Below are 8,948 nucleotides of genomic sequence, written 5' to 3'. Positions count from 1 at the left end.
GAAAGGCTGCACGCTCTGGCTGAAATGGAACAAATATGGAACGATAGGTCAAACCGAAATCGTCGACATGAGCCGAAGGTCTATAGGGGCTGGAGCTCATTTCGTTGTCCGCGCGGCGTATTTGCGTGCTGGACGATCCCGTAGTTTCTCTATGAGCGTCAAAAACTCAAACGCCTGCTCCGATTGGATTTCCATCACTCTGCTCCTCGAATCGATGGTGCGCCTAGGTCCCGTGCTCGATCATATCGGCCGCCACGGTGATGTGGCTGCTGCATTGGCTGAATGCCGTCGTTAGAAAGCAGGTCGAGCTGCTCTTGACGGAACCGGAGGTCACAGATGCCTGACGATCCGCTCGACGAATTCCACCATCGATCACAAATAGAAGATACGCACGGCAGACCGCCCACAGATCGACGCTTAATTTATGTCAGGGTTGTTGGGACGACCCCACGACGTCAGCAGAATCGAGATAGACTGTCTCACCAACCTGCGCACGATGAAGGTGCTGCCGGTATGCACCGCTGCTGGTTTCGTAGACCTCCTCAATCGTTCGAGGCACATCCTCTCCACCCTGAATAAAGACCTCAGCGAGGGCACGACCGGTCATCGTTGCCGGCCGCGAGAGGCCCAGAAGACCGAGCACTGTCGGCGAAAAATCGCAAATACCCGAGGGGACTTGTGAGGCGAAGCCGCCTTTGATCAGCGGTCCCGCCAAAATGCCGACCGACGACATCTCCTTGGCATGCAACCCGCCGTGCACTCCGAAGCCGACCGGCCCATCCGCACTCCAAGTGCGGCCGATAAGGCCAAATGGATCGAGTCCGTCATCCGATCGGAACGAGAACAGGATGTCCGCCGATCGGGCATGGTCGGCGAACACCAAATGGCGGGCAAAGCTGCCCGGTGCAACGCCATCGACCGCGCCACCCGCGGTGAACACCGGACCACACCAGGGCCTTTCGATCATCGCCCCGACTGCGCGGCGGATAACGGTGTCAGAGGGCTCGACGAGGTAAATTGCTCCGACCTGCCCTGGTATGACGATGGCATCGATCCCGGCCGCAGGTGCCGGGCCGCAGCGCAGTCCCGCAGCCTCGAGCGTCTCGAATAGATCGGCCCGCGCATGCACCGTCACGTGGCCATGATCGGAGGCGGCGATCAGATGCACGCCTTGGGACACGCCCTCAGCCTCCCACCAATCAAGCACGCGGCCAAACTGCCGATCGACAAAGCTGATTGCGTCCAGTGTCTTTGGCGCGCCAGTCCCACAATCGTGCGAGGAAATATCGGGCTCGCCGAAGGAGAGGATTGCGACGTCGGGCCGAATTTGAGGCCAGATTACGTCGAGGAACGCTGAAGTCAGAAAGGCTTGTGAGGCAAGATCTGGAGTGCCCGGCGGCGTCGGCGCAGGCGTCGGCCCGAGCAAGGTCTCGACCCGTTCGAGCATCTCGGCCGAGGTCGTAATGCAAGGGAAGTGGCCGGAGAGCGTCGCTTGGCCGAACTTTCGAGCCTTATGGTTCAGCAGGCGGGTTGCCCCCGCCGAGTTGGAAGCGAGGACTGATAATGTCCTGCCGTTCGCCGCGAGGATTTCGCCAAGTGACGGCACACCGAGTAGATGGCCGCCGCTCGCTGCATCAAGGTCCTCGATCAGGCGCGCGTCACTCGTGTCAACGGAGCGCGGTGTCGGGGACAGACGGTCGAGATACTGATTCCCAACGATGCCGTGGCGATCCGGCGTCGCGCCCGTGACGAGGCTCGTGAGCGCTATTCGTGTTTCGCTTGGATAGACGGTGTGCTGCCGGGCCAGCACCGCACCGCCGCGCTGAAGCCTGACCAGATTCGGCGTCAACGATGGTTTGACGAGATCGGGTCGAAGCCCATCGAATAGCACGATGAGAACCCGATTCCGGTTCGGTCGGTCGAACATGATCGTAAAGCTTTCGTCTAGCTGGGAGGTAGCGGATCGGGAGCGGCCAAGACTCGGCTGACGCGGCCCGGCGCCATCGACTTGGAACCGACGCTGATTGCTAGCGCGAGCGCAATGCGGGCATGGAGCTCCCAGCCATGGTGACCAAGGCCCGGCCACCGCGTCGGCCGGTCCCGAGCCGGGAATAACGGCGTGCGAGCGCCAGCAGCTCTCCTCAGCCGTAGACTGGGCTGGGTTGGATTGGCAGGAGGCTGCAGCGTCAGCGGTTTGGTCTGAGCATGAGCGCCCGGCGCACGCCTCCGGGCGCAGCGCGAAGCCACGGAATTCATCGCAAGCCCCGAGGACAGCCCAACCCCGGCGAGGACGTTAGGTCGGACATCCACAAGCCGTGCATAGATTGCCTCGCAAGCAAGAATGGCAAATGCCGCGTCCAAGCGAACCTGCTCGGCGCTGTAGCCGATCCTGATCTGGTCGACGTCGCGATTGAGCCAGGAATCGTCGCTGATGCGATTCGTTTCGCGTGGCGGCTTGATTCCAGCGATTGCGCTACATCTCGTGTGCTTGCGCAGGAATCCCGCAGCTGTGGTGCTCGCAGACACCGGTCGGCGTGTCGAAAATTGATATGCCCTGACTAAGGGTGATCGCATCGACGCCCGTGCGCGCCGCTGGGCCGCACGATTTGCCAGCTTTGCTCTCGAAGGGAGGGACCCGTTGAGCCATTCTGCCAGGAGTGACAAGTTGGAAAGCCTGCAAATCGCCAGGAACGCCTTGAGGATTCCTACTCGCACCCAAACGAGCTAACCACTTTGGATATCGTTTTTTGAAATGAAATGATCGAAAATTACGATGCTAGTCGAGTTACTTTTCTTGTTACGTTATCCTTGCCGTCGCGCCATGACACGCAACGTTGATCTTTCAGCCCGTCTTGCGTTCGACCAGGTCGCGACCGCACGGGGAAGGGTGCTGGCGTGTCGTCGCCGCTTGGCATCAGTGATGCGCGCGCATCAGAAAGGGCGGCTTGCCAAGTGGCGGAAGCGCAGGACGAGGAGCGCCGCATAGGTTATCACTCCGGTCGACAAGCCAATCCATATACCAACGACGCCCAAGCCGATCTCCAGGGCGAGCCAATAACTGAGGGAAAAGCCGATCAGCCACCACGCAATGGCCGAAAACAGAAGGGGCACCCGCGTGTCCCTCAGTCCGCGCAAGCCGCCTGCAGCAATGCACTGGACGGCGTCAATGATAAAGAGGGTTGCGGCGACCACGACGAGCTTTGCAGCGAGGCTGATCGTTGCCTCGGAATCGCGGGCCGATCTGCCCAGAAACAGTTCCACGATCTCAAAACGCGCGGCGATCAGCGTAAGCGTTAGCGTTGCAGCTATGACAATACCGAGCAACATCGCCGCCAGATTTGCCCGCTTGACACCCGCACGGTCGTTGCGGCCGGCGGCATGGCCAACGCGTACGGCCGCGGCCGTGCCGACGCCGAGATAAATCATAAACAGGATCGCGGCAATCTGAACAACAATTTGATGAGCGGCCAGTGCACTGGTGCTGATCGAGCCCGCAAGGAGCGACGTGGCCCAAAATAGCCCCGACTCGATCAATGAAGCGATGGAGATCGGCGTCCCGATTGCGATGAGCTGCCGCATTGTCCGCCAATCGAAACGCCAGAGATGCGCGAGCGCATGGTAGTCACGGAACGGCCGGCGCAGTGCAGCGAACCACAAGCCGGCCAAAAACATGCTGCAGTTCACCAGCGTGGTCGCAAGCCCTGCCCCGAACAGCTCCAGCCGGGGCAGCCCAAGCTTCCCATACGCCAGAATGTAAACCAACAAGGCATTGAGAGGGATGGCTAATAGCGTAATCCAGAAGGCTGGCTGTGGCCGATTGACCGCCCCCATGAAACTGCGGATAGCCAAAAACGCCAGTGCCGGAGCCGCGCCGAAGGCTAATCCGAAGAGGTATTGCCGAGCGAGCTGCGCCACATCTGGGGCCTGGCCCAACGCAAGCAGTATTTGCTCTGCTCGCAGCGCTACGGCAATGATCGGGAATGACAGGATCAGGGCCGCCCATAGGCCCATGCGGAGCGAGTGCCGTACCGCGCCTAGATTATTTTTCCCAAACGCCCGCGCCGCCAAAGGGGCGATGGCACTTAGTAGTCCCACGCCGAAGGTGACGCTAATGAGATAGAACCGGCCAGCTAGCGCTGCCGCGGCGAGCGCCTCAGCGCTGATGCGCCCGATGAAGGCAAGATCAGTCGTCATCATCGCGATCTGCGCAACCTGCGTCAGCACCATTGGCCACGCGAGTTTCGCGGTTTCGCCGAGCTCGATAGCGAAACGACCGATAGCCGCCCGCCTCGTCCCTTCTGGTCGCGAGATGAATGCCGACTTTGTCTTGACTAGCTTGTCCAAATAATCATGCCGCCGTTTGCGTCGGCGAACGAAATACAGCTCCTTTCACGGGAGCATTACGTTCTGACGTGAATTCGCGATCAGCCCGCGATGCTGGACAGCCTCGAGCGACCGCACGTCTAGACGCAAAAACGAAGCACGGCTTGGACGCTGGGTTTCGAGCAGCGCGGCCCCGATTTTCGCATGCGATAAGCGCCGCCAAGGAGAGGTTGCAAATGCCGGCGCAGACTTGGCCAATCGCCGCAATCGCGTAATGGTGACGGCGCGCATCGGGATCGAGCGAGGTCGATCACGGAAGCGATTCATGCGCAAGCCACTACGTTGATGCCAGAGATCGGAGGGCCCGAACTCGGGCCCGATCCATGCCATGAACTGAAGACCCATCATCCCGTAAGCGATCCCTGCACTTCTGAGCATTCGATGAAAGATCTCTTCAAAGCCCATGCCAACTGCGACAGCTTAAATAATGCTTGCTCTCACCAAGCGGACCTGTCGCGGGATCGACAGCACGTCGCAAATAAGACGACCGGCATCGCACGCCCAGCCCCAGAGGGCGGCGATGCGACCACACGGCGGCTCTCGATTTCATCGGTTAGGAAGACCTAGCGGGATTGACTCGTCACGAGCTCTGTTGCTCGACTGGATCACAGATATCGATATGCAATCGATGGCCTGCGTGGCTTCGATCCCGGTCTTGACACCTTGGAAAATGAAGCGCTCTCCGCATGAGGGCACAAGTCAGGACGCCATAGACGTCGATGGTGACTTCCCCTTCATTGGCCTTGCACAGGCTGGTCCAGTTCGTTCACGGCGGAGACATTCCGCTGGGCGGCTACAGCCCATTTTCCATCTGTTTGGGTGACGGCCTGCGCCAGCTTGGGCGTCGACCGCTCGCGAACCTAACAAGAACACAGAGTCGTGTCCCGATTGGCCGATTTGTGGGCGGCGAGTAGCTCGGCCCAGACAAGCAGCACGATCCGAGCCGCGCGGGCGCGTGAAAGTGGCGAGTCCGAAGTTTGCATATGAATGTGGTACTCTGCTCCCTTGTTAGCCTTACCCAGCAAGGTTTCCTTTTGAAAAGCGATGATGTGCGCTACCCGGCCTTGGGTAGCGCCGGTATTGTTGTGCTTTCATTGAATCTTTGCGTGTGCATGTGAGCTTTCAGCTGTCCATACTGAAGATACTTGCGGGGCAACGGGGCGGCCGAGCCAGTCTTGAACTCATCAAACAGCACTTGGCCATCTTTTACACCAGCGGGCCCGAGTGGCCGGCGCGCATGAAGCGCATCGCGAGCCGCGGGCCGAACCTCGATATCTTCGGACAAAAGCTCATCGACCGGGAGGTGGGATACTGGACCATCACTGAGGAGGGACGGAATTTCCTTGAGGCCCTTGAGAAGCTCGATCGATGTGTGGCGCAAGGCCAACCCGAGGCACAGGCCGAGGAGCCAGCTGGCGATGAGCGACCGCCAGTGCCGGCTGCGCCGCCACGACCAATCGCCCGCAGGAACCGTCGTCGGCGTAAACGATTGTGGACGCGTGAGGGGCGCTCAGCGTGAGATGTACCTATCGCGCGGAAGTCCTTATGGTCAGGCAGCTCTCGATTAGATCGCGGACGTTCAGTTTGGAGATAATGCAATGGCAATGGGGACTGTGAAGTGGTTCAACGCGACCAAGGGATACGGCTTCATCCAGCCGGAAGACGGAGGAGCTGACGTCTTCGTTCACATCAGCGCGGTCGAGAAGGCCGGCTACACCAATCTCGCGGAAGGCGTTCGGGTCAGCTATGAGCTGATGGCAGATCGTTCGGGCAAGATGAGCGCCGAAAATCTGCGCATCAGCTGATCGACTTGCCCTGAGGAACCTGCCGGGTTCTTTGGCGTTCTGAATTCGCTTCCGGCTTGCGCGAGAAGCATCGTCACGGCCTCAGCACATCCCCGGTGCCGCTGAGGCCGTTTCCTGTCCGACGGACGATCAGCGGTGTCGTCCGCATCGGAGCGCCGTGCAAGGCGCATATCGGGATCGCGTTCTCAAGCAGACATTGCAGCGAGGGACGCGACAAATTTCTCGGCTGCTTCAACGCGCGAGCACTGGATCCGTTCGTTCACTCCGTTGGACGAGCGAAGATCGATCTCACCATATAGGCAGATCGGTAGCTCCCGGTTGTTGTTGAAGCGCCGGTCCGGGCCGCCCTTACGATTCACGTAGCGCCAGGTCTGGTCTACGACAGTCGCGTCGGCGGGCGGCGTCTCTTCCTCGATAAAGCGAGCGCTTCGAAACATGAATTCAACGTCTTCGTAACCGAACCCGGCAACAGTCTTGCCAGCCGTAACCAGGATCGCGTCAGGCGTCAGATAGAACGTCTCTTTTCCGAGTGGCAGCTTCAAGAAATCCACGTTGCTTTTGACCAGCGGTGGCTTGTCCCTGCCTAACGAAATCTGGTGTCTTTGAATCAGCTTCGAGGCGCCCGCGTTGCGTTTCCAGGCCGTTTCTTGTCGCTCAAGCGGAACATTCCATATGCGACCGCAACTCGCCAAGTCTTGGAATGTGCGGGTCAGGGCCTCAAACCGCGCTGACTGCTCCGCTGACAGCTCGTATTCGAGGGACACGGTGCTCGTTTCGCGGCCATGGATGGCCAGAGATCCGAGGACAAGAACTACCCCAGCAGTCAGGACAAAGGCTGCAACGGGAGGAACGGCCGAAGCTGAACCCGCCAGCATGAGGGCGCCGAACGCGAAGAGCGCCGACAATAGCGCGATGAGTAGCTTGTATCGGCGCCAACGGGATCGGCCGGCTGCCAAGGTCTGTGCAATCTCGATGGTCGACTTGGCGACCAGTTCATCGATCGAAGCACTGTCGATGACAGTGCCTTCGTCCGAACCGATTGGTTCACGGGTTTGGGAATTGGGCGCTTCCGGCAGAGGGGGCGGCGATGCGCCAACCGATGCGAAGGGCTGATAGGACGTCCCCGAAACGCCCGAGCTTGGCAGGTCGATGGTCGTTCTCGTGCCGTGCGGCCCGATGGTGTAATGCAGTCCGCGCGGGCCAAGCAAGACGCTCGCTCCGTTGCCGCTTAGATTTAAGCGGACGCCCGGGATAATCTTAAAACTACGGCGAAATCGGAAACCCATCTGGAAATCGGTCGCAAGTTGTGACTTTGTTTCTTATCGCGCATAGATCGAACGCCTTCAAGAGCGGCGAGACAGGAGACTACAGATCATTTGAAAGCCGCCTGGACCGGGAAGCGCAAGCCGCTCAGTCCGCAACATAAGGGATCTCCGACCGCTTGATCGTCAAGCGCATACGATGTGTGGCCAGTAGGGCTTCCACCGCGATTGTTTGCTGTCGCCCCAAGGCGGGCCCGATGATGATTTCTTCGATGCCGCAATTATTTGGATGCAGAGCGGCATTGTTCATGACGACTTGGTCGAACTGACAAGCCCGGTATGGAACAAGGCCGGCTGGTGAGACACGCGTCCTCAGGCCGGCAGGCCAGGAAACTCCGACCCCAACCAGGCGCCGCTCGCGGAACGCCAGCACACGGTTGGCGTCGCGAAGAGCTCACCTGCCCAGCAGGTCCATCAAGCCCAGCCGCTCGGGCCTCCCGGCGGATCCTGCCTCCGTGCAACGAAGTGCCCTTCACTATTCGATGACGCCGCCGCGGGATCGCTGCAGCTTGTCGAGAGGCAGGAGGTCGCAGGGTTGACGGAGCTACAGCAGGGGTTCTGAAGGTCTCATGATAGTGTCTTGTCGATGCGGTCGCGCAGCCAATCGCCGACGAGCGAAATCGACAAAGTCGTGAGCGAGATCACCAGTGAAGGGAGCACAAGGATCCAGGGGGCACGGGTGAGATAGTCACGACCGTAGCCGACCATATTGCCAAGCGACGTAAGCGGCGGCTGCACTCCAAGTCCAAGAAAGCTAAGACCGCTCTCGAGCAGAATGATGTCCGGAAACGCGAGCGTCATGGTGACGATCAAGCTTGACGCGATGTTCGGCATGATGTGGCGCAGGTAGACGCGCCATGGCCTTGCGCCAAGCTGGCGTACGGTAATCACATAGGCTTGCTCGTTGGAACTCATCGCAAGCGCGCGGGTGATGCGGGCGTAGCGTTCCCATCCGTGCAGACCAATGAGTCCCACGAAGAGGAGAAGAGAGTTGCCGAAGAAAGCAAGCACTGCGAGTGCCAAGACGAGAAACGGCATGCTTGCCTGGAAATCAACACAACCGAGGATGACGTGCTCTACCCAGCCGCGGAAGTGAGCGGCCAAAACGCCAAGCGTGATGCCAAGGACGGCGCCGATCAACGTCGCCCCGAAGGCAATAAGGAGGCTGATGCGGATCGATATGACCAGGCGCGCCAGTACGTCACGGCCAAGCTCATCCGAGCCGAAGGGATGCGCGATCGTTCCGCCGAGGCCAAGAGGTGCAGCGAGGCGATGATGAAGGTCGAGGGCTGCATAGTCATAAGGGGCGAGGCGATCAGCGAAAATTGCGACAAGAAGCATGAAGATCAGCCATGCAACCGCTATTCCGATCGCGCGGTCGCGCCACCACCACAGCCTGCGCATCTTCGAAGACGGCAGAACTTTTTCTGCGGAAATG

At 59.8% G+C, this 8,948-nt stretch carries 7 protein-coding genes; 1 reads left to right on the top strand and 6 read right to left on the bottom strand.

Going from position 1 to position 8,948, the window contains the following annotated elements:
• Window positions 1–427: 427 nt before the first annotated feature.
• From XI08_RS07625 to XI08_RS07615, 3 genes are all read right to left on the bottom strand, one after another.
• A complete protein-coding gene (locus XI08_RS07625; protein WP_271573972.1) occupies window positions 428–1,927 on the bottom strand; it encodes an alkaline phosphatase family protein in 1,500 nt (499 codons plus the stop codon).
• 1,004 nt (window positions 1,928–2,931) lie between these two features.
• Window positions 2,932–4,344, bottom strand: a complete 1,413-nt coding sequence (locus XI08_RS07620) for an MATE family efflux transporter (RefSeq protein WP_271573971.1) — start codon at window positions 4,342–4,344, stop codon at window positions 2,932–2,934.
• A gap of 45 nt (window positions 4,345–4,389) precedes the next feature.
• The gene (locus XI08_RS07615) at window positions 4,390–4,788 is read right to left on the bottom strand and encodes a hypothetical protein (protein WP_271573970.1); all 399 of its coding nucleotides are present in this window, start codon (window positions 4,786–4,788) and stop codon (window positions 4,390–4,392) included.
• A 1,193-nt stretch (window positions 4,789–5,981) separates the two neighbouring features.
• Between XI08_RS07615 and XI08_RS07610 the strand changes: the two genes are divergently transcribed.
• Window positions 5,982–6,188: a cold-shock protein gene (locus XI08_RS07610; RefSeq protein ID WP_271573969.1), complete on the top strand. Its 207-nt coding sequence runs from the start codon at window positions 5,982–5,984 to the stop codon at window positions 6,186–6,188.
• A 185-nt stretch (window positions 6,189–6,373) separates the two neighbouring features.
• On the opposite strand, the gene XI08_RS07605 is transcribed toward XI08_RS07610, so the two are convergent.
• The 3 genes from XI08_RS07605 to XI08_RS07595 form a co-directional block, all read right to left on the bottom strand.
• Window positions 6,374–7,474 carry a DUF4236 domain-containing protein gene (locus XI08_RS07605; protein WP_271573968.1) on the bottom strand — a complete coding sequence of 367 codons (1,101 nt, stop codon included), beginning with the start codon at window positions 7,472–7,474 and terminating at the stop codon, window positions 6,374–6,376.
• A 124-nt stretch (window positions 7,475–7,598) separates the two neighbouring features.
• A complete protein-coding gene (locus XI08_RS07600) occupies window positions 7,599–7,760 on the bottom strand; it encodes a hypothetical protein (RefSeq protein ID WP_271573967.1) in 162 nt (53 codons plus the stop codon).
• A gap of 317 nt (window positions 7,761–8,077) precedes the next feature.
• On the bottom strand, window positions 8,078–8,914 hold the full coding sequence (locus XI08_RS07595) for an ABC transporter permease (protein ID WP_271574004.1): 837 nt from the start codon (window positions 8,912–8,914) through the stop codon (window positions 8,078–8,080).
• Window positions 8,915–8,948: the final 34 nt, after the last annotated feature.

Source organism: Bradyrhizobium sp. CCBAU 11361 (assembly GCF_028128935.1).
In the GTDB taxonomy this organism is placed as follows: Bacteria; Pseudomonadota; Alphaproteobacteria; order Rhizobiales; family Xanthobacteraceae; genus Bradyrhizobium; species Bradyrhizobium niftali.
Note: the sequence above shows the minus strand (reverse complement) of the source record. Positions and strands in the feature narration are given on the sequence as shown.